A 20,178-nucleotide genomic window follows, 5' to 3' on the forward strand; every position below is an offset into this window, starting at 1 on the left:
GACCGGCCCGCGGCACGGAACGCGTCCGCCGCCCAGGACCCGTCCACGGTGCGGATCAACGAGATCGAGTCGAGCGACGGCAACCCCGGCGACTGCCGGGCGGCCCCCTTCGTGTCGCGCGGCTACTTCTTGACGCGGATCTCGCTGCGGATCTTGGCCGTGGTGGCGGCCCACTCGGCGGCGGACGGCGGCGTGGACGTACCGCTGAGGTCGATGTTGATGTACATCGAGATCATCACGGTGCTGTCGTCGCCCCACACGCAGTACGGCATGGACGAGCCGCCGCCGGCGCACTTCATGATGGCGCCGTCGAACCCGGCGGGGTGCTGCTCGGTGGCCTCGGAGCCGCTCTTGCTGAGACCGCTCGACAGGATCTTGTCGACCGCGGCCTTGGGGTCCGTGACGTTGCCCTCGCCGCCGGAGAGGGAGACCGTCGTCTTGTCGGACTTGTACGTGCCCCGCACGCTCGTCGGGTCGGTGATGCCCGCGTCGGACTTGCCCGTCTCGGCGGTGCCGATGTTCTCCGACGACTTGGTGTACTTGCCGTCGGCGATCTTCTCCGGGAAGGCGATCTTGTAGTCGCCGCCACCGCCGCCGGAACCGCCGCTGGTGGCGAAGTAGACGCCTCCGGCGATCGCGGCGAGCACCACGACGCCGACCACCACGCCGACCGTCCTGCCCTTGCCCCGCTGCGGCTGCGGCGGGTATCCGGGCTGCTGGCCGTTCCAGCCCTGCTGCGGCTGCTGCGGGTAGCCCTGCTGCTGCGGCCAGCCCTGCTGCGACGGCTGCTGCGGGTGCCCGCCGTAGCCCGGCTGGGGCTGCGGCTGGCCGTAGGGCTGCTGCGGCGGCTGCTGCGGCTGCTGGCCGTAGCCCGGCGGCGGCTGGTTGTAGCTCATGTGCGGTGCTTCCCCTCGTGGAACGTACGTGGTGCTGTGCGGCGCTGAGCGGTCCCGGTCTACTTGATCTCGACCCGGGCGTCGTGGCGCACCTTCGCGGTGGTCGTCGCGGTGTCGTTGATGCTGGGGCCGCTGCCGGCGAGCGCGGCGATCGGGTCGACGACCAGGACCATGGCCATGGTGCTGCGGTCGGCCCAGATGCACAGCGGCACTTCCGCGCTCTTCACCGGCGAGGTGCTGGTGGACGGCGCCTTGAAGCGCACCATCTGGCACTTCATGACGGCCCCGCCGTCGAGCCCCTCGGGGCTGACCTTCTCCGGCTTCCCGACGAGTTCGGCGTCGCCGTCCTTCGTGATGTCCTTGGTGCCGACGACGAAGAGCGCGTCCACCTGCTGCTCGGGGTTGGCGACCGTGCCCCAGACGCCCCGGAACAGCATCTTCTTCTTGGTGCTGTCCGCGTAACTGCCACCCGCCGGCTGCGGGTCGGCGATGCCGGGGACGTTCTTCATCTCGTTCTTGCTGTCGGAGTCCAGCGGCTCCTTCAGCTGGAAGTCGCCGGCCACCGTCTGCGGCGCGGTGAGTTTGTACTTCTTGCCGTCGTCCTTGCCGCTGCCGCCGGAGGTGCCGCCGGTGACGCCGACCGCGCCCTTGTCCTTGCCGTCGTCCCCGCCGAGGAGCGCGAAGGCGCCCCCGCCGATCGCGGCGACGACGAGCACGGCCGCGACGATGATCCACGCCGTGTTCTTCCGGCCGGGCGGCGGCTGCGGCGGGTAGCCCCCGAAGCCCTGCTGCGGCTGCTGGCCGTACGGACCGGGCTGCGGGGGGACGGGCTGCGTCGGGTAGCCGTACCCGGGCTGCTGCGGCTGCTGCTGACCGTAGCCGCCCTGCTGGGGCTGCCCGTAGCCACCGGGCTGCTGCCCGTAAGGGCTCGGCTGCCCGCCGTAGCCGGGATCCGGCGGCGGTTGGTTGTAGCTCATCTGACGCGTCCCCTCCGTAAACGACCGTGCGTCCATCCTTCCGGATGTCTTATCCGCCGCTTACTCCGGGCCCGCTACGGCTTCGTAACGAGCGGTGCGGGGCGCCCGTAGAATGACCGGGTGACCGACAACTCTCAGCGCAGCCCCCATGGCGGGCCGAACAGCACCCCCGAACTGCCGACCGCGTACGTGCCGGCCGAGGTAGAGGGGAAGCTGTACGAGCGCTGGGTGGAGCGTGGGTACTTCGAGGCCGACGCCAAGAGCGACAAGCCGCCCTACACGATCGTCATCCCGCCGCCGAACGTGACGGGCAGCCTGCACCTGGGCCACGCCTTCGAGCACACGATCATCGACTCGCTGACCCGCCGCAAGCGGATGCAGGGGTACGAGACGCTGTGGCAGCCCGGCATGGACCACGCGGGCATCGCCACCCAGAACGTCGTCGAGCGCGAGCTGGCCAAGGAGGGCAAGTCCCGCCACGACCTGGGCCGCGAGGCGTTCGTCGAGAAGGTCTGGCAGTGGAAGGAAGAGTCCGGCGGCCAGATCTCCGGCCAGATGCGCCGCCTCGGCGACGGCGTCGACTGGTCGCGTGAGCGCTTCACGATGGACGAGGGCCTGTCGCAGTCCGTCCAGACCATCTTCAAGAAGCTCTACGACGACGAGCTGATCTACCGCGCCGAGCGCATCATCAACTGGTGCCCGCGCTGCCTGACCGCCATCTCGGACATCGAGGTGGAGTACCAGGACGACGACGGCGAGCTCGTCTCGATCCGCTACGGCCAGGGCGACGACTCCATCGTCGTGGCGACCACCCGCGCCGAGACGATGCTCGGCGACACCGCCGTCGCCGTCCACCCGGACGACGCGCGCTACGCGCACCTGGTCGGCACCGAGATCGAACTGCCGCTCACCGGCCGCCGCATCCCGATCGTCGCGGACGAGCACGTGGACCCGGAGTTCGGCACCGGCGCCGTCAAGGTGACCCCGGCGCACGACCCGAACGACTTCGAGATCGGCCGCCGGCACGACCTGCCGAACCTCAGCGTCATGGACGAGCGGGCGATCATCACCGTCCCCGGCCCCTTCGAGGGCCTGGACCGGCTGGAGGCGCGCAGCGCCATCGTCGCCGCCCTGCGCGCCGAGGGCCGCATCGTCGCCGAGAAGCGCCCGTACTCGCACTCGGTGGGCCACTGCTCGCGCTGCAAGACGACCATCGAGCCGCGGCTGTCGCTGCAGTGGTGGGTCAAGGTCGGCCCGCTGGCGCAGGCCGCGGGCGACGCGGTCCGCGACGGCCGGGTGAAGATCCACCCCAAGGAGATGGAGTCCCGCTACTTCAGCTGGGTCGACAACCTCCACGACTGGTGCATCTCGCGCCAGCTGTGGTGGGGCCACCGCATCCCGGTCTGGTACGGCCCGGCCGGCGAGGTCGTCTGCGTCGGACCGGACGAGCAGCCCCCCGCGGGCGAGGGCTGGACGCAGGACACCGACGTGCTCGACACGTGGTTCTCGTCGGGCCTGTGGCCGTTCTCGACGCTGGGCTGGCCGGAGCGGACCGAGTCGCTGGAGAAGTTCTATCCCAACTCGGTGCTGGTCACCGGGTACGACATCCTCTTCTTCTGGGTCGCCCGGATGATGATGTTCGGCCTGTACGCGATGGACGGCACCCCGCCGTTCCACACCATCGCCCTGCACGGCATGGTCCGCGACCAGTTCGGCAAGAAGATGTCGAAGTCCTTCGGCAACGCGGTCAATCCGCTGGACTGGATGGACAAGTACGGCTCGGACGCCGTCCGCTTCACCCTCGCCCGCGGCGCCAACCCCGGGGTGGACGTGCCGATCGGTGAGGACTGGGTCCAGGCGTCCCGCAACTTCACCAACAAGATCTGGAACGCGACGCGCTTCGCGCTCATGAACGGCGCCACCGTCGAGGGCGAACTTCCGCCCGTCGAGGAGATGTCGGCCACCGACCGCTGGGTGCTGTCCCGGCTCAACACGGTCGTCGCCGACGTCGACGCGCTCTACGAGGACTACCAGTTCTCCAAGCTCTCCGAGGCGCTCTACCACTTCGCGTGGGACGAGGTCTTCGACTGGTACGTCGAGCTGTCGAAGACCACCTTCTTCGCGGGCGGCCGCGGCGCCGAGGTCTCCGGGCGGGTGCTCGGCGAGGTGCTGGACGTGCTGCTGCGCCTGCTGCACCCGGTGGTCCCGTTCGTCACCGAGACCCTGTGGACCACGCTCACCGGCGCCGAGTCGGTCGTCGTCGCCGACTGGCCGAAGGACAGCGGCTTCCGGGACGCGGCGGCCGAGAAGGAGATCGCCGGCGTCCAGCAGGTGGTCACCGAGGTCCGCCGGTTCCGCGCCGACCAGGGGCTGCAGCCGGGCCAGAAGGTCCCCGCGCAGCTCACGCTGGCCGGCAACCTGGCGGCCCACGAGGCGCCCATCCGCCAGCTGCTGCGCCTGCAGCCGGCCGGTGACGACTTCAGCGCCACCGCGACCCTCCCGGTCGCCGGCGGCACCGTCGCGCTGGACCTGTCCGGCACGATCGACGTCGAGGCCGAGCGCAAGCGGCTGACCAAGGACATCGGGCTGGCCGAGAAGGAGAAGGCGCAGGCGCTGGGCAAGCTCGGCAACGAGGCGTTCCTCGCCAAGGCGCCGGACCAGGTCGTGGACAAGATCCGGGTCCGGCTGGCGGCGGCCGAGGCGGACATCGCCCGCATCACCGCCCAGCTGGCCGGCCTGCCCCAGGGCTGACCCGACGGCGCCACCGCACGGCCGCCCGCGCCCCCGGAGACCGCGTTCTCCGGGGGCGCGCCGCGTGCCGCCCCGCTCACCCGGGCATGGGGACCCGCACCGGCTCCGTAGACTGGGCGGCGTGAGCGAGCACCCCCAGCACGACGACGCGGACGACGCGGCAGCCGACCTGTTCGACGACGCCCCCGACCACTCCTCCGACGACGCCCCCGACGGCGGGCCCGTCCGGGAAGCCGACATGGCGGTGATCGAGGCCGGCAGCCGTACCCTGCGCACGCCCGTCCCGCTCGCGCCGGACGACGGTGTGCCGGCCCGGCCCGCGGACCCCGAGACCGAGCGCGAGCTGCGGGAGGTCGAGGGGGAGCTGACCGGCCGCTGGCCGGAGACGAAGCTGGAGCCGTCGCTCGACCGGATGACCGCGCTGATGGACATCCTCGGCGACCCGCAGCGCACCTACCCGGCCATCCACATCACCGGCACCAACGGCAAGACCAGCACCGCGCGCATGGTCGAGCAGCTGCTGCTCGGCTTCCACCTGCGCACCGGCCGCTACACCAGCCCGCACGTGCAGGCGATGACCGAGCGGATCAGCCTGGACGGGCAGCCGATCAGCGCCGAGAAGTTCATCGAGACGTACCGCGACATCAGCCCGTACATCGAGATGACCGACGCCTCGCAGCCGCACCGGCTGTCGTTCTTCGAGGTGATCACCGCGATGGCCTACGCGGCCTTCGCCGACGCCCCCGTCGACGTCGCGGTCGTCGAGGTCGGCATGGGCGGCAGCTGGGACGCCACCAACGTGATCGACGGCACGGTCGCCGTCGTCACCCCGATCGGGCTCGACCACACCGACCGGCTGGGCGCCACGACGGGCGAGATCGCCGTGGAGAAGTCCGGGATCATCAAGAAGGACGCGACCGTCGTGCTGTCCCAGCAGCCCGCCGACGCGGCGACCGTGCTGCTCAAGCACGCCGTCGAGGTCGACGCGACGGTGGCCCGCGAGGGCATGGAGTTCGGGGTCGTGCACCGCGAGATCGCGGTCGGCGGCCAGCTGCTGACCCTGCGCGGCCTCGGCGGCGAGTACGAGCAGGTCTTCCTGCCGCTGCACGGGCAGCACCAGGCGCAGAACGCCGCGGTCGCGCTGGCGGCCGTGGAGGCGTTCTTCGGCATCGGCTCGACCCGGGTCGGCTCGCTGGACATCGACACCGTCCGCGACGCCTTCGCGTCCGTCACCTCGCCGGGCCGCCTGGAGGTCATCCGGCGCAGCCCGACCGTCGTCCTGGACGCCGCGCACAACCCGGCCGGCGCGCGGGCCGCGGCGGCCGCGGTGGGCGAGGTCTTCGACTTCACCCACCTGGTGGGCGTCGTCGGTCCGAGCGCGGAGAAGGACGTGCGCGGGCTGCTGGAGGCGTTCGAGCCGGTCTTCTCCGAGGTCGTGGTGACGCGGAACTCGACGAGCCGGGCGATGGACGTGGACGAGCTGGCGGCGCTGGCGGTCGAGGTCTTCGGCGACGAGCGCGTGCAGGTGGAGGCGCGGCTGGACGACGCCATCGAGGCGGCGATCACGCTCGCCGAGGACGAGGGCGCCTACTCGGGGGCGGGCGTGCTCGTCACCGGATCGGTGTTCACCGTGGGAGAGGCCCGGCTGCTGCTGGGCCGGAAGTAGAGGCGGCACGATGCGGACCCTGTGCGCGAGCACGTTGATCGGTGAGTTCTTCGTGATCGGCTTCGCCGGCCTCGTCGCGATGAAACAGGACGACCTGACGGCCGGAACGGTGTGGGCGGTGTGCGGGGCCGGGATGGCGCTGTGTGTGCTGCTGTGCGGCGTGCTGTCGCGTCCCGGGGCCCTGGCGGTCGGCTGGGCGCTGCAGATCGCGCTGGTGGTGAGCGGGTACTGGGTCGGGACGATGTACTTCCTCGGCGTCGTCTTCGCGGCCCTGTGGTGGTCCTCCATCCACTTCGGCCGCAAGATCGACGAGGCCAAGGCGAGGCACTCGGCGCAGGTGGCCTGACCACGCCTTGTAATGTCGTCGTACCCGTCACCGTCAGTAGGAGCCGTACCGTGAGCCAGCGCACCCTTGTCCTTCTCAAGCCGGACGCCGTCCGCCGCGGCCTGATCGGCGAGATCATCGGCCGGTTCGAGCGCAAGGCCGGCTGGACGATCGGCGCCCTCGAACTGCGCACGCTCGACCTCGCCACCCTGGAGCAGCACTACGCCGAGCACGTCGGCCGCCCGTTCTACGAGCCGCTGATGGAGTTCATGGCGTCTGGTCCGGCCGTCGCGCTGGTCGTCGAGGGCGAGCGCGTCATCGAGGGCGTACGGACGCTGGCCGGTCCCACCGACCCGATCGCCGCCGCCCCCGGATCCATTCGCGGGGACTTCGGCACCATCGTGCGGGAGAACCTCGTCCACGCCTCGGACTCCCCGGAGTCCGCCGAGCGCGAGATCAAGCTGTTCTTCCCCGGCCTGGCCTGAGCCATCGGCCGGCCGTCCCGCTTCCGGGTGTACGCGCTTCCTGCCCGTACCCCCTGTGACCTGCGCAGCAGGTGCGCGGACTGACGCCCAATCAGCGCAGAGGCGACCGGCCGGAACCGGTCGCCTCTGGCATATGCAACGCTTTATCGGGAACCAATCTCTCCGACACGGCGTCACCATTACCAGCGGACGCTGTGTGTTCTGATGACAATGACGTCGGAACCCCGTACCCCGTGCCCCGTAGGGCGCGACTACGATGGAATCTCCGCTTCAACCTTGGGAAGGCCAGACGTATCCACATGGCGAACAACATGTCGTTCATCGGCCGTGACATGGCTGTCGACCTCGGGACTGCCAACACGCTGGTGTACGTCAGGGGTCGCGGGATCGTCCTCAACGAGCCGTCCGTCGTCGCCATCAACACGAACACCGGCGGCATTCTGGCGGTTGGCGCCGAGGCCAAGAAGATGATCGGCCGCACCCCGGGAAACATCGTCGCGGTCCGCCCGCTGAAGGACGGCGTGATCGCCGACTTCGAGATCACCGAGCGGATGCTGCGCTACTTCATTCTCAAGATCCACAAGCGTCGCTACCTGGCCCGCCCCCGCGTCGTCGTCTGCGTGCCCTCCGGTATCACCGGGGTCGAGCGACGCGCCGTCATCGAGGCCACCACCCAGGCCGGTGCCCGTCAGGTGCACATCATCGAGGAGCCGATGGCCGCCGCGATCGGCGCCGGGCTGCCCGTCCACGAGGCCACCGGCAACATGGTGGTCGACATCGGCGGCGGCACCACCGAGGTCGCCGTGATCTCGCTCGGCGGCATCGTCACCGCGCAGTCCATCAGGGTCGCGGGCGACGAGCTGGACAGTTCGATCATCCAGCACATCAAGAAGGAGTACAGCCTCCTGCTCGGCGAGCGCAGCGCGGAGCAGATCAAGCTCACCATCGGGTCGGCCTTCGACCCGAAGCTGGAGAAGGACGAGCACACCGAGATCCGGGGCCGCGACCTGGTCAGCGGCCTGCCCAAGACCGTGGTGATCTCGGCTGCCGAGGTCCGCAAGGCCATCGAGGAGCCGGTCAACGCGATCGTCGACGCGGTCAAGACGACGCTCGACAAGTGCCCGCCCGAGCTCTCCGGCGACATCATGGACCGCGGCATCGTGCTGGCCGGCGGTGGGGCGATGCTCCGCGGGCTGGACGAGCGACTGCGGCACGAGACCGGAATGCCGATCCACATCGCCGAATCCCCGCTGGACTGCGTGGCGCTCGGCGCCGGCAAGTGCGTCGAGGAGTTCGAGGCGTTGCAGCAGGTTCTGGACGCCCAGCCGCGCAGATGAGGACGCACGTTCCCGCGTGTGGGTGACTGCCCGCCCGCCCGCGGGATCGTTCTCACTGCGTCACACACTTCGACCGGCCGGGGACTGACCGCAGCCGACCGGTCCGTTCGAGGAAGGCACGGACTGGCGCCCGTGAGGGACACACGAGAGAGCCGGCTTCTGCTGGTGCTGTTGATCGCGATCGCGTTCGCACTGATCACCGTGGACATCCGCGGAGGCGAGCAGTCACCGATGGACGGCCCCCGACAGGCGGCGGCCTCGGCCTTCGGACCTGTCGAAAAGGGTGTGGCGTCCGCCGTCGACCCGGTCGGCAACGCGATCTCCGCGGTGCGCGACTCCGGGGGACGGCACAGCACCATCAGCCGCCTGGAACGCGAGAACGCCGAGCTCAAGCAGCAGCTCGGAAGCAAGGACGTCACCCGCAACAAGGCCCGCGAACTGGACCAGCTCCTCAAGACCGCGGGAGCCGGCCAGTACGCGATCAAGGGTGCGCAGATCATCGCCATAGGGGCCGCCCAGGGATTCTCCTGGACGGTCACCATCGACGCCGGAAGCGCTGACGGGATCGTCCGCGACCAGACCGTCATCAACGGCGAGGGGCTGGTCGGGCGGGTCACCACCGTCGGTTCCTCCACCGCCACCGTGCTGCTCGCCAACGACCCGGACTTCACCGTCGGGACCCGGATGGAGGGCTCGATGGAGCTGGGCTTCGCCACCGGCCAGGGCGACCGGCCGATGCGCGTCCAGCTGCTCAACGGCAAGGCCAAGGTGAAGAAGGGCGACCGCATGGTCACCTTCGGCTCGCAGGCCGGCAAGCCGTTCGTGCCCGGGGTGCCGGTCGGCAGGGTCGTCGCGATCGACCCGTCGGCGGGCAGCCTGACCCGCACGGTCCAGGTGGAGCCGTTCGTCGGTTTCTCCCGGCTCGACATCGTCGGGGTCGTTGTCGAGGGCCCGCGCACGGACCCGCGCGACAGCGTGCTGCCGCCCAGGCCCACGCCCTCGCCCACCGCGGCCAAGGCCGTTCCCCCGCCGGCACGGAAGCCGGGCGCCCCCACCTCCGGCGCGTCCCCCAGCACCACCAGGAGCTGACCATGCGACTCAACCGGATCCTGCTCTCCACCGTGCTGGTCGTCGTCGCGATGGTCGTCCAGGTCAGCGTGCTGGCCCGGCTGCACCTGCCCGGCGCGGTGCCCGACCTGCTGCTGCTCACCGTGCTCGGCCTCGCGCTGACCTACGGCCACGTCGGCGGCGCCCTGGTCGGCTTCGGCGCCGGCCTGCTCGCCGACCTGGCGCCGCCCGCCGACCACGCCGTGGGCCGCTACGCGCTCGTGCTGTGCGTCATCGGGTACCTGGCGGGCCTCGCCAAGCCCGAGACCGGGCAGCTGCGGACCGCCGCCATGCCGATGCTCGTCGTCGTCGCGGCGGCGATCGGCGGCACCCTGCTCTACGCGGGCGTCGGCGCCCTGGTCGGGGACACCGCCGGGGCCCATGTGGGGCTCGGCAAGCTGCTCTTCACCGCGGCCGTCTACGACCTGCTGCTCGCCCCGTTCGTCGTCCCGCTGGTGATGGCCCTGGCCAGACGCTTCGAGAGCGACCCGCTCGCCGAGGACACCGCGGGCGCCTACGGCGGCGGCCGCATCGGCGGCCAGCGCGCGGGCCTGCTGAACCGGGTCGGCCGCGGCAGCCGGATCGGCTCCGTCGCCAAGGGGGTCCGCAGGCTGTGACCGTCGACCTCCCGCCCACCACCGCTCACGTGAGGAAGGACCCGCGCGCCGATGTCTAACATCCCCGAGACCGGCCGCACCTCACGCGTCACGATCCGCCTGGTCATCCTGCAGATCCTGGTCTTCTCGCTGCTGCTGACCCTCGGCGGGCGCCTGTGGTACCTGCAGATCCGCAACGGTGACGAGTACACCGAGAAGGCCGCGAGCAACCACATCCAGCAGGTCGTCACCCCCGCCATCCGCGGGTCGATCCTGGACGCCCGCGGGGTGCCCATCGCCGACAACGAGACCCGGCTGGTGGTCTCCACCAGCCGCACCGAGCTGCTCAAGCAGAAGGACGACGGCAAGGCCGTCCTCACCCGGCTCGCCGCGGTGCTGGGGCTGCCGGCCGCCGACGTCGTCGCCAAGGTCCGGCTCTGCGACGCCAAGACCCCCCAGCCGTGCTGGAACGGTTCGCCGTACCAGCCGATCCCGATCACGGACAAGGCCACCACCCAGCAGGCCCTGCAGATCATGGAGCGCCGCGAGGACTTCCCCGGCGTGACCGCCGAGCCGACCGCCGTCCGCCGCTACCCGTCGCCCAACAAGCTCAACGCCTCCCAGGTGCTCGGGTACCTCTCGCCCGTCTCCGACGACGAGATCACCGCCTCGCAGAAGGACGGCAAGACCCCGCTGCTCCGCTCGGACCAGGTCGGCCGCTCCGGCCTGGAGCGCCAGTACGACGCGGCGCTGCGCGGCAAGGCCGGGGTGACCCGCTACGAGGTGGACAACCTCGGCCGGGTGATCGGCAAGGCGGGGGACACCCCCGCGGAGCCCGGCGCCAACCTGGTGACCAGCATCGACTCGCGGGTGCAGGCCGTCGCCGAGAAGGAGCTGCTGGCGGCCATGGCGGACGCCCGCAAGACCTTCGACACGGTCACGGGCAGCAACTACAAGGCGGACTCGGGCGCGGTCACCGTCATGGACGTGCACACCGGCCAGATCATCGCGATGGCCAGCGCCCCGACGTACGACCCGAACGTGTGGGTCGGCGGCATCTCCCCGACCAACTACAAGATGCTGACCGGCAAGGACTCCAACTACCCGCTGCTGAACCGGGCCATCCAGGGGCTGTCGGCGCCCGGCTCGACCTTCAAGGTGATCTCCACGTCGGCGGCCGTCAACGCCGGGTACCCGCTCGACGGGTCCTACCCCTGCACCTCGTCGATGACCATCGGCAACCAGGTCTTCAAGAACTTCGAGAACGAGAGCTTCGGCGCGATCAACCTCGGCAAGGCGCTGGAGGTGTCCTGCGACACCGTCTTCTACGGGCTCTCCTACGACCAGTGGAAGAAGGACGGCGGGACCAGCCCCAAGCACCCGCAGGACTGGTTCTACAAGACCGCCCACCAGTTCGGCCTGGGTGCCAAGACCGGCATCGACCTGCCGGGCGAGGTCAAGGGCCGGATCCCGGACCGCCAGTGGAAGCAGGCCTACTTCGAGGCCAACGTGGACTACTGGTGCCGCGAGGGCAAGACCAACAAGCAGGACTACGCGACCAAGATCGCCCGGGAGAACTGCACCGACGGCAACGTGCTGCGCGCCGGTGACTCGGTCAACTACGCGATCGGCCAGGGCGACACCCTCGTCACCCCGGTCCAGATGGCGCGGATCTACGCGGCGCTCGCCAACGGCGGCACGCTGTACCAGCCGACCATAGGGAAGGCGATCGTCAGCGCCGACGGCAGGACGGTCAAGCCCATCCCGCCGAAGGCCACCGGCAAGCTGCCGGACAGTGCCGAGACGCTGAAGTACATCAACAAGGCCACCGCGGGCGTCATCACCAGCGGTACCGCCGCCTGGCGCTTCAACGGCTGGCCGCAGGACAAGATCCAGCTGCACGCCAAGACCGGTACCGCGGAGGTCGACGGCAAGCAGACGACGTCCTGGCTGACGACGTACACCAAGGACTACGCGATCGTCATGACGATCTCGCAGGGCGGCACCGGCTCCGGCGGCTCCGGCCCCGCGATCCGCAAGATCTACGAGGCGATGTACGGCATCCAGGCCAACGGCTCCATCGACACCAAGAAGGCGCTGCTGCCGACGCCCGAGAGGAAGCTGCCGAAGATGGGTGAGGACGGCACCGTCCAGCCCGCGTCCGCCACCACCACGTTCGCCCCGTCGTCCGGCGCGCCCTCGGTGCCCGCCGGCGGGCCCGTCCTCGCCGCGCTCACCCCGGGCCGCGACGACCGGCTCGCGCTGGGCCGGAGGTACGTGTCATGACCGCCAACGGCTACACGATCCGCCGCTTCACCCCCGAGCGCAGCACCCTGGGCAAACTGCTCGCCCGGGACTCGATACTGCGCCGGATGGACTGGGTTCTGCTGGGCGCGGCGCTGGCGCTGTCCGGGATCGGCACGCTGCTCGTCTACTCGGCGACCCGCGGCCGCACCAGCCTCACCCACGGCGACCAGTACTACTTCCTGCTGCGGCACCTGATGAACGCCGGCATCGGCCTCGGCCTCGCCGCGGGCGTGGTGGCACTGGGGCACCGCAGGCTGCGCGGCGTCGTGCCGGTGCTCTACGTGATCTCGGTGCTGCTGATCCTGGCGGTGCTCAGCCCGCTGGGCACCACGATCAACGGCGCGCACTCGTGGATCGTGATCGGCGGCGGCTTCTCGCTCCAGCCGTCCGAGTTCGTGAAGATCACCATCATCCTGACCATGGCGATGCTGCTGTCGGCGCGGGTGGACGCGGGCGACCGCGTGCATCCCGACCACCGCACCGTCCTGCAGGCCCTGACCTGGGCCGCGCTGCCCATAGTGATCATCATGCTGATGCCGGACCTCGGCTCGGTGATGGTCATGGCGGTGATCATCCTCGGCGTGCTGCTCGCCTCCGGCGCCTCCAACCGCTGGGTGCTGGGCCTGATCTCGGCGGGCGCGGTGGGCGCCGGGCTGATCTGGCAGCTCGGGGTGCTCGACAAGTACCAGGTCGACCGGTTCGCGGCGTTCGCCAACCCCGCCCTGGACCCGGCTGGCGTCGGCTACAACACGCACCAGGCGCTGATCGCGATCGGCTCCGGCGGCCTGTTCGGCAAGGGGCTCTTCCACGGCAGCCAGACCACCGGCCAGTTCGTGCCCGAGCAGCAGACCGACTTCGTCTTCACGGTCGCCGGTGAGGAGCTCGGCTTCGCCGGGGCCGCCGCGATCATCGTCCTGCTCGGGCTGATCGTCTGGCGCGCCTGCGCGATCGCCCGCAGCGCCACCGACCTGTACGGCACGATCGTGGCGGCCGGCATCGTCGCCTGGTTCGCCTTCCAGGCGTTCGAGAACATCGGGATGACGCTGGGCATCATGCCCGTCGCCGGGCTCCCGCTGCCCTTCGTGTCGTACGGCGGGTCGTCGATGTTCGCGATCTGGATCGCCATCGGACTGCTGCAGGCGGTCCGGATGCAGCGCCCCATGTCCGCCTGAGCGCCCGCCACCGGCCGGGATCCCGGCCGGTGGCGGGCACCGCCTCGGTGCAGGCACCATTGCCCGTCGCGGAGCCCGCGACTAGGTTCCCCGCATGGGAAAGCGTGTGCGGGAGACCGAGCGCAAGTACGAGGCGGACGACCGGTTCGAACAGCCCGATCTGGACGGGCTGCCCAAGGTGTACGGCAGCCGCGACCTGGATCCGGCGGAACTCGACGCCGTCTACTTCGACACCGAGGACCTGCGCCTCGCGGCCCGGAGCATCACGCTGCGCCGCCGGACCGGCGGGGACGACGCCGGCTGGCACCTGAAACTGCCGACCACCGAGGCCGACACCCGCACCGAGGTGCACGCCCCGCTCGGGCGCGCGACCCGCACCGTGCCGGCGGACCTGGCCGCCGAGGTCGCCGTGCACACCCGCGGTGAGCGGCTGCTCCCCGTCGTGCGGCTGAAGAACCACCGCGAGCGCAAGCACCTGCTGGACGCGGCGGGGGAGCCGCTGGCGGAGATCGCGCACGACCACGTCACCGCGCAGTTCCTGGCGGCCGGCCCTCAGGGCAAGGCCGAGGCGGTCACCTGGACCGAGTTCGAGGTCGAACTCGTCGGCGGCGGGCCCGCCCTCCTGGACGCCGTCGAGCAGCGGCTGGCCGCCGCGGGGCTGCGCCGCTCGGACTCGCCGTCCAAGCTCGCCCGCGCCCTCGGCGACCGGCTGGTGGCGGCTCCCGTCCCGCCGGAGCCACCCGCCGAGATCCGCACCGTCGGTGACGCGGCGCTGGCCTACCTGCACGAGCAGCTGCGCGCCGTCATCGCCCTCGACCCCGAGGTCCGGCGAGCGGAGCCGGACTCCGTGCACCGGATGCGGGTGGCGGCGCGCCGGGCGCGCAGCGCGCTGAAGACCTTCCGCAAGGAACTGGACCGGACGGCCACCGACCCGGTCGGCGCGGAGCTGAAGTGGCTCGGCGAGGTGCTGGGCACGGCACGGGACGGCGAGGTGGTGGCGGACCGGCTGGAGACGCGGTTCGCCGAGCTCGACCCGGCGATGGTCGACGAAGGGCTGCGCAGGCGGCTGGCCGCCCAGCACTCGACGGCACCCGGGCAGGCGCACGACGCCGTGGTGAAGATCATGGGCCGCTCGCACTACTTCCGGGTGCTGGAGGCGGTCGAGGCCCTGCTCGCGGACCCGCCGTACCTGGACGGCGCGAAGCTGCCCGCGGCCGAGGGCCTGGAGCGGGCCGTCCGGCACGACCACCGACGGCTGCGCAGGGCCGTGGAGGCCGCCCTGGCCGCCGGGTCCGGCCGGGACCGGGACACGGCCCTGCACGAGGCCCGCAAGGCCGCCAAGCGCGCCCGCTACTGCGCCGAGGCCGCCCGGCCGGTCCTCGGTGCCCCGGCGAAGAAGCAGATCACCCGGATGAAGGACCTCCAGGAGCTGCTCGGCGAGCACCAGGACAGCGTGATGTGCCGGGTCGTGATCACGCGGCTCGCCGAGGACGCGGTCGCCGCGGGGGAGAGTGCCTTCCCGTACGGCGCGCTCGCCCAGCTGGAGCTGTTCCGCGCCCGCGAGATCGAGGACCGGCTGCCCCAGGCCTGGAAGAAGGCGGATCGCCCGCTCTGATCACGCGCGGCGGGAGGTACTCCGAAGGCGCGCTAGTCTTGAGGGTCACCCCCTGCCCGCTGATGAAAGACATCTCTGATGCCTGTCGAGTCGGTCTTCCCCCGTCTGGAAGCGCTTCTCCCGCATGTCCAGAAGCCCATCCAGTACGTCGGTGGCGAGCTGAACTCCACCGTCAAGCCGTGGGACTCCTGCGATGTGCGCTGGGCGCTGATGTACCCGGACGCGTACGAGGTCGGGCTGCCCAACCAGGGCGTCATGATCCTTTATGAGGTGCTGAACGAGCGCGAGGGCGTCCTCGCCGAGCGCACGTACAGCGTGTGGCCGGACCTGGAGGCCCTGATGCGCGAGCACCAGGTCCCGCAGTTCACGGTCGACGCGCACCGCCCGGTGAAGGCGTTCGACGTGTTCGGCCTCAGCTTCTCCACGGAGCTGGGCTACACCAACATGCTCACCGCCCTGGACCTCGCGGGCATCCCGCTGTCCGCGGTCGACCGCACGCTGGACGACCCGATCGTCCTCGCGGGCGGCCACGCGGCCTTCAACCCCGAGCCGATCGCGGAGTTCATCGACGCCGCGGTGATCGGCGACGGCGAGCAGGCCGTGCTGGCGATCACCGACATCATCCGCGCGTGGAAGGCCGAGGGCCGCCCCGGCGGCCGGGACGAGGTGCTCTTCCGGCTCGCGAAGACCGGCGGGGTGTACGTCCCGAAGTTCTACGACGTCGAGTACCTGGAGGACGGCCGGATCTCCCGCGTCGTCCCCAACCGCTCGGGCGTGCCGTGGCGCGTGTCCAAGCACACCGTCATGGACCTGGACGAGTGGCCCTACCCGAAGCAGCCCCTCGTGCCGCTCGCGGAGACCGTCCACGAGCGGATGTCCGTCGAGATCTTCCGCGGCTGCACCCGCGGCTGCCGTTTCTGCCAGGCCGGCATGATCACGCGCCCCGTGCGGGAGCGAAGCATCACCGGCATCGGCGAGATGGTCGAGAAGGGCCTCAACGCGACCGGCTTCGAGGAGGTCGGGCTGCTCTCGCTGTCCTCCGCGGACCACAGCGAGATCGGTGAGATCGCCAAGGGCCTCGCCGACCGCTACACCGAGGACAAGATCGGCCTCTCCCTCCCGTCGACCCGTGTCGACGCGTTCAACATCGACCTCGCCAACGAGCTGACCCGCAACGGCCGCAGGTCGGGTCTGACGTTCGCCCCCGAGGGCGGCAGCGAGCGCATCCGCAAGGTCATCAACAAGATGGTCTCGGAGGAGGACCTGATCCGTACGGTCGCCACCGCGTACGGCAACGGCTGGCGCCAGGTGAAGCTGTACTTCATGGTCGGGCTCCCCACCGAGACCGACGAGGACGTCCTGCAGATCGCCGACATGGCGCGCAACGTCATCCAGAAGGGCCGCGAGGTCACCGGGCAGAACGACATCCGCTGCACGGTCTCCATCGGCGGGTTCGTGCCCAAGCCGCACACCCCCTTCCAGTGGGCCGGCCAGCTCGGTGTCGAGGAGACCGACGCGCGCCTGGGCAAGCTGCGCGACGCCATCCGCAACGACAAGAAGTACGGCCGCAACATCGGCTTCCGCTACCACGACGGCAAGCCCGGCATCGTCGAGGGCATGCTCTCCCGCGGCGACCGCCGCATCGGCGCGGTCATCCGCGCGGTGTACGAGGACGGCGGCCGCTTCGACGGCTGGCGCGAGCACTTCAGCTACGACCGCTGGATGCGGGCCGTCGACAAGGCGCTGCCCGGCACCGGCGTCGACCTGGACTGGTACACCACGCGCGAGCGCACCGAGGAGGAGGTCCTGCCCTGGGACCACCTGGACTCGGGCCTCGACAAGGACTGGCTGTGGCAGGACTGGCAGGAGTCCCTGGACGAGACCGAGGTCGAGGACTGCCGCTGGACCCCCTGCTTCGACTGCGGCGTCTGCCCGCAGCTGGACCTGGACATCCAGATCGGCCCGACGGGCAAGAAGCTGCTGCCCCTCACCGTGGTGAAGTAGCGCGCCCCGGCCGTCGCCGAGCGACATCGGCGACGGCCGGCGGTTCCGCCGGGCGGGCCCAGAAGGCCCGCAGGCCCTCCGGCCCGGGTCACGGCAGGGCGGACCGCTGTTCGAACACCACGTCCCGTGCCGTCCCCAGCGCCGTGGCCACGGCGCCGAGCAGGACCGCGTCCTCGCCGAGGGCGCTGGGCACCACCTTCGGCCGCAGCGGTGTCAGCGCCCGCAGGGCGTCGCGCAGGGTGAGCAGCAGCAGGTCCGCGCTGTGCCCCACGCCCCCGCCCAGCACCACCAGGTCCGGGTCGAGCACCGCGGCCACCGCCGCCACCGTGTGCGCCAGCCGTTCGCCCTCCTGGCGGACGGCCGCCACGGCCGCCGCGTCCCCGGCCCGCGCCGCGGCGAAGACGTCCTTGGCGGTGAGCGGTCCGCTCATGCCCAGGTCGCGGGCGGCCTGGACGACGGCGTCGGCCGCGACCGCGCCCTCCAGGGTCTCCGGGGTGTCGGGCCGGTGGTGGCCGGGGCCCGCCCACGGCAGGTAGCCGATCTCGCCCGCCGCGCCGTGCGCCCCGGTGAACAGCCGGCCCTCGGCGACGACGCCCATGCCGAGCCCGGTGCCGATCATGACGTAGACGAAGAGCCTGCTGCCCGCGCCGACGCCGAAGGTGTACTCGCCGAGCGCGGCCAGGTTGGCGTCGTTGTGGACGGCCAGCGGCACGCCGAGCTCGTCCCGCATCCGGTCGAAGAGGCCGGCCCGGCCCCAGCCGGGCAGGTGCTGCGCGTAGCGGACCCGGCGCTGCGCCTCGTCGTAGACACCGGGGGTGCCGACCACCGCGTGGACGACCTTGGCGGGGTCGACGCCGGATTCGGCGACGACCCGGTGGGAGGTGGCGACCACGAGGTCGGCCATCGCGGCGGAGGTGCGGGCGCGGTTGCGGACGTCGGCGCGGGCGACGACGGTTCCGTCGAGGTCGGCGAGCGCGACCCGCAGCCAGGCGCGGCCGATGTCGATGCCGAGCGCGTAGCCGGCCGACGCGTCGGGCACGTAGAGCACGGCGACGCGGCCGCGCTCCGGGGTGTGCAGGCCCGCCTCGCGGACCAGGCCCGCCTGTTCGAGGAAGGCGAGGGCGCTGGAGACCGTCGGCTTCGACAGCCCGGTCTCGCGGGCGAGTTGGGCGCGGGAGGCGGCGCCCCCGGTCCGCAGCCGCTCCAAAAGCAGCCGCTCGTTGGTGCTGCGCAGTCGCTGCCGGTTCCAGGGCTGTTCCGCGCCACCGTCGCTGCTGCTCATCGCACCATTCTCGGGCATCTCGCCGTGACCCCTTGACGCATCAAGTAAAGGTACTTAACTTAAGCACGCCCGGCGCCGAGGCGAACCCCTGCACTGGCGAAACGGCAGCCCGCTCCCCGTCCCCGTCACCTGCCCAGGGAGGCACCGTGTCCGGCTCCCCGCCACCCGCCGGCGGCTTCGTCCGCCGTATCGGCCTGTTCCAGGCCACCGCCATCAACATGAGTCAGATGTGCGGCATCGGACCCTTCGTCACCATCCCGCTGATGGTGGCGGCGTTCGGTGGTCCGCAGGCCGTCATCGGCTTCCTGGCCGGCGCCCTGCTGGCCCTCGCCGACGGCCTCATCTGGGCCGAGATGGGCGCGGCGATGCCGGGCTCCGGCGGCAGCTACGTCTACCTCCGGCAGGCGTTCCAGTACCGCTCGGGCAAGCTCATGCCGTTCCTGTTCGTCTGGACGGCCATGCTCTTCATCCCGCTGATCATGTCCACCGGGGTGGTCGGCTTCGTCCAGTACCTCGGGTACCTGGCCCCCGGCATGGGCCAGAACGCGGGTGACGCCGTCGGCCTCGGCATGATCGCGCTCGTCATCCTGCTGCTGTGGCGCGGCATCGAGCACATCGCGCGCATCACCGCCGTCATGTGGTGCGTGATGATCCTGTCGGTCGCGCTCGTCATCGTCGCCGCGTTCACGCACTTCGACCCGGACCTGGCCTTCACCTACCCGGCCCACGCCTTCGAACTGACCAGCCACACCTTCTGGATCGGCTTCGCCGCAGGCCTCACCATCGGCATCTACGACTACCTCGGCTACAACACCACCGCGTACATGGGCGCCGAGATCAAGGACCCCGGGCGCATCCTGCCGCGCTCCATCATCTTCTCGATCCTCGGCATCATGGGGATCTACCTGCTGCTGCAGATCGGCACCCTCGGCGTCATCGACTGGCACCGGATGCTGAACGCCGACGACATCGCCTCCTCGTCGGTCGCCTCCGCGGTCATGGAGGAGACCTGGGGCAAGGGCGCGGCCGACACCGTCACGGTCCTGATCCTCATCACCGCCTTCGCCTCGGTCTTCGCCGGACTGCTCGGCGGCTCCCGGGTCCCGTACGACGCGGCCCGCGACCGGGTCTTCTTCCGCCAGTACGGGAAGCTGCACGCCAAGCACCGCTTCCCGATGCTGGGCCTGGCCACCATGGGTGTCGTCACCGCGATCGGCTTCCTCATCGGCCGCCACACCGACCTGGCCACCCTCATCCAGCTGCTCACCACCGTCATGGTGATCGTCCAGGCGCTCGCGCAGATCCTCGCCGTCTCGGTGCTGCGCCGCCGCCAACCGGGTCTGCACCGGCCGTACAAGATGTGGCTGTACCCGGCGCCGAGCATCATCGCGCTCGTCGGCTGGCTCGTCATCTACGGCTACGCGGACAAGAACTCGCCCGGCCGTCACCCCATCGAGTGGTCCCTGGCGTGGGTCGCCCTCGGCTGCGTCGCCTTCCTCCTGTGGGCCCGGTTCGAGAAGGTCTGGCCGTTCGGGCCGAAGGAGATCACCGAGGAGTACCTCCAGGGGATCGACCCCGACACCGAGCAGGACACCGCGCCGGCGGCCGTCTGACGGACCCGGATCGGTGAGTCGGGGCCCCGGGCACGTGCCCGGGGC

At 70.9% G+C, this 20,178-nt stretch carries 15 protein-coding genes; 12 read left to right on the forward strand and 3 right to left on the reverse strand.

What is annotated here, in order from left to right; all coding sequences use genetic code 11:
* Positions 1-122 precede the first annotated feature (122 nt).
* Both ABZ721_RS39380 and ABZ721_RS39385 read right to left on the reverse strand, forming a co-directional pair.
* Entirely contained in the window at positions 123-896 is a 774-nt protein-coding gene (locus ABZ721_RS39380) for a hypothetical protein (RefSeq protein ID WP_358793649.1), read from the reverse strand.
* Between the two features lie 59 nt (positions 897-955).
* Positions 956-1,873, reverse strand: a complete 918-nt coding sequence (locus ABZ721_RS39385; protein WP_358793650.1) for a hypothetical protein — start codon at positions 1,871-1,873, stop codon at positions 956-958.
* 120 nt (positions 1,874-1,993) lie between these two features.
* Between ABZ721_RS39385 and ABZ721_RS39390 the strand changes: the two genes are divergently transcribed.
* From ABZ721_RS39390 to ABZ721_RS39440, 11 genes are all read left to right on the forward strand, one after another.
* A complete protein-coding gene (locus tag ABZ721_RS39390) occupies positions 1,994-4,624 on the forward strand; it encodes a valine--tRNA ligase (RefSeq protein WP_358793651.1) in 2,631 nt (876 codons plus the stop codon).
* 169 nt (positions 4,625-4,793) lie between these two features.
* Positions 4,794-6,290 (forward strand): folylpolyglutamate synthase/dihydrofolate synthase family protein, encoded by a 1,497-nt coding sequence (locus ABZ721_RS39395; RefSeq protein ID WP_358793662.1) that lies wholly within the window; start codon positions 4,794-4,796, stop codon positions 6,288-6,290.
* Positions 6,291-6,300: 10 nt separating this feature from the next.
* Positions 6,301-6,636 (forward strand): DUF4233 domain-containing protein, encoded by a 336-nt coding sequence (locus ABZ721_RS39400; protein ID WP_358793652.1) that lies wholly within the window; start codon positions 6,301-6,303, stop codon positions 6,634-6,636.
* A 50-nt stretch (positions 6,637-6,686) separates the two neighbouring features.
* Positions 6,687-7,100, forward strand: coding sequence for a nucleoside-diphosphate kinase (gene ndk, locus ABZ721_RS39405; protein ID WP_358793653.1), 414 nt, complete (start codon positions 6,687-6,689; stop codon positions 7,098-7,100).
* Positions 7,101-7,411: 311 nt separating this feature from the next.
* The gene (locus tag ABZ721_RS39410) at positions 7,412-8,437 is read left to right on the forward strand and encodes a rod shape-determining protein (RefSeq protein ID WP_250980162.1); all 1,026 of its coding nucleotides are present in this window, start codon (positions 7,412-7,414) and stop codon (positions 8,435-8,437) included.
* Between the two features lie 132 nt (positions 8,438-8,569).
* The gene (mreC, locus tag ABZ721_RS39415) at positions 8,570-9,526 is read left to right on the forward strand and encodes a rod shape-determining protein MreC (RefSeq protein WP_358793654.1); all 957 of its coding nucleotides are present in this window, start codon (positions 8,570-8,572) and stop codon (positions 9,524-9,526) included.
* A 2-nt stretch (positions 9,527-9,528) separates the two neighbouring features.
* Positions 9,529-10,161 (forward strand): rod shape-determining protein MreD, encoded by a 633-nt coding sequence (gene mreD / locus ABZ721_RS39420; protein ID WP_358793655.1) that lies wholly within the window; start codon positions 9,529-9,531, stop codon positions 10,159-10,161.
* A 51-nt stretch (positions 10,162-10,212) separates the two neighbouring features.
* Positions 10,213-12,426 (forward strand): penicillin-binding protein 2, encoded by a 2,214-nt coding sequence (mrdA, locus tag ABZ721_RS39425; RefSeq protein WP_358793656.1) that lies wholly within the window; start codon positions 10,213-10,215, stop codon positions 12,424-12,426.
* Positions 12,423-13,619 (forward strand): rod shape-determining protein RodA, encoded by a 1,197-nt coding sequence (gene rodA, locus ABZ721_RS39430; protein WP_358793657.1) that lies wholly within the window; start codon positions 12,423-12,425, stop codon positions 13,617-13,619. Before mrdA ends, rodA begins: the two co-directional genes overlap by 4 nt.
* 94 nt (positions 13,620-13,713) lie before the next feature.
* On the forward strand, positions 13,714-15,234 hold the full coding sequence (locus ABZ721_RS39435; RefSeq protein WP_358793658.1) for a CYTH and CHAD domain-containing protein: 1,521 nt from the start codon (positions 13,714-13,716) through the stop codon (positions 15,232-15,234).
* A 78-nt stretch (positions 15,235-15,312) separates the two neighbouring features.
* The gene (locus ABZ721_RS39440; protein WP_358793659.1) at positions 15,313-17,238 is read left to right on the forward strand and encodes a TIGR03960 family B12-binding radical SAM protein; all 1,926 of its coding nucleotides are present in this window, start codon (positions 15,313-15,315) and stop codon (positions 17,236-17,238) included.
* A gap of 88 nt (positions 17,239-17,326) precedes the next feature.
* Here the strand turns inward: ABZ721_RS39440 and ABZ721_RS39445 are convergent, their stop codons facing one another.
* Entirely contained in the window at positions 17,327-18,520 is a 1,194-nt protein-coding gene (locus ABZ721_RS39445) for an ROK family transcriptional regulator (protein ID WP_358793660.1), read from the reverse strand.
* Positions 18,521-18,666: 146 nt separating this feature from the next.
* Here ABZ721_RS39445 and ABZ721_RS39450 point away from each other — a divergent pair, with 146 nt between their 5' ends.
* Positions 18,667-20,133 carry an APC family permease gene (locus ABZ721_RS39450; protein ID WP_358793661.1) on the forward strand — a complete coding sequence of 489 codons (1,467 nt, stop codon included), beginning with the start codon at positions 18,667-18,669 and terminating at the stop codon, positions 20,131-20,133.
* Positions 20,134-20,178 lie beyond the last annotated feature (45 nt).

The sequence above is a fragment of the Streptomyces sp. NPDC006733 genome (assembly GCF_040636125.1).
GTDB lineage: Bacteria > Actinomycetota > Actinomycetes > Streptomycetales > Streptomycetaceae > Actinacidiphila.

Coding starts and splice junctions, on each gene's coding strand:
- mrdA (WP_358793656.1), top strand. CDS start 10,213: ATGTCTAACATCCCCGAGACCGGCCGCACCTCACGCGTCACGATCCGC.
- rodA (WP_358793657.1), top strand. CDS start 12,423: ATGACCGCCAACGGCTACACGATCCGCCGCTTCACCCCCGAGCGCAGC.
- ABZ721_RS39440 (WP_358793659.1), top strand. CDS start 15,313: ATGCCTGTCGAGTCGGTCTTCCCCCGTCTGGAAGCGCTTCTCCCGCAT.
- ABZ721_RS39410 (WP_250980162.1), top strand. CDS start 7,412: ATGTCGTTCATCGGCCGTGACATGGCTGTCGACCTCGGGACTGCCAAC.
- ABZ721_RS39445 (WP_358793660.1), bottom strand. CDS start 18,520: ATGAGCAGCAGCGACGGTGGCGCGGAACAGCCCTGGAACCGGCAGCGA.
- ABZ721_RS39400 (WP_358793652.1), top strand. CDS start 6,301: ATGCGGACCCTGTGCGCGAGCACGTTGATCGGTGAGTTCTTCGTGATC.
- ABZ721_RS39435 (WP_358793658.1), top strand. CDS start 13,714: ATGGGAAAGCGTGTGCGGGAGACCGAGCGCAAGTACGAGGCGGACGAC.
- ABZ721_RS39380 (WP_358793649.1), bottom strand. CDS start 896: ATGAGCTACAACCAGCCGCCGCCGGGCTACGGCCAGCAGCCGCAGCAG.
- ABZ721_RS39385 (WP_358793650.1), bottom strand. CDS start 1,873: ATGAGCTACAACCAACCGCCGCCGGATCCCGGCTACGGCGGGCAGCCG.
- mreD (WP_358793655.1), top strand. CDS start 9,529: ATGCGACTCAACCGGATCCTGCTCTCCACCGTGCTGGTCGTCGTCGCG.